Genomic DNA, 257 nt, shown 5'->3' with positions numbered 1-257 from the left:
GACCAGACCCGAGCCCGGCACGACGATCGCCTGCTTGATGGTCGAGGCCACCTTGCGGCCCTTGGCGATGACCGCAGCAGCGCGCAAGTCTTCGATGCGCGAGTTGGTGCAGGAACCGATGAATACGCGATCAAGCTGAATGTCGGTGATTGCCTGATTGGCGGTCAAACCCATGTATTTCAAGGCGCGGACGATCGAGTCGCGCTTGACCAGATCCATTTCCTTGGCCGGGTCCGGCACGTTCTGATCAACGGCCA

General features: G+C 60.3%; 1 protein-coding gene. It reads right to left on the bottom strand.

Annotation, left to right across the window (positions count from 1 at the left end; genetic code table 11):
- On the bottom strand, nt 1-257 hold a 257-nt coding region (locus AAEY83_RS16570), incomplete at both ends, for an aconitase family protein (protein ID WP_351060822.1).

Origin of the sequence: Psychrobacter sp. TB20-MNA-CIBAN-0197, from assembly GCF_040309765.1 — a bacterium.
GTDB classification, from domain to species: domain Bacteria; phylum Pseudomonadota; class Gammaproteobacteria; order Pseudomonadales; family Moraxellaceae; genus Psychrobacter; species Psychrobacter submarinus.
Note: the sequence above shows the minus strand (reverse complement) of the source record. Positions and strands in the feature narration are given on the sequence as shown.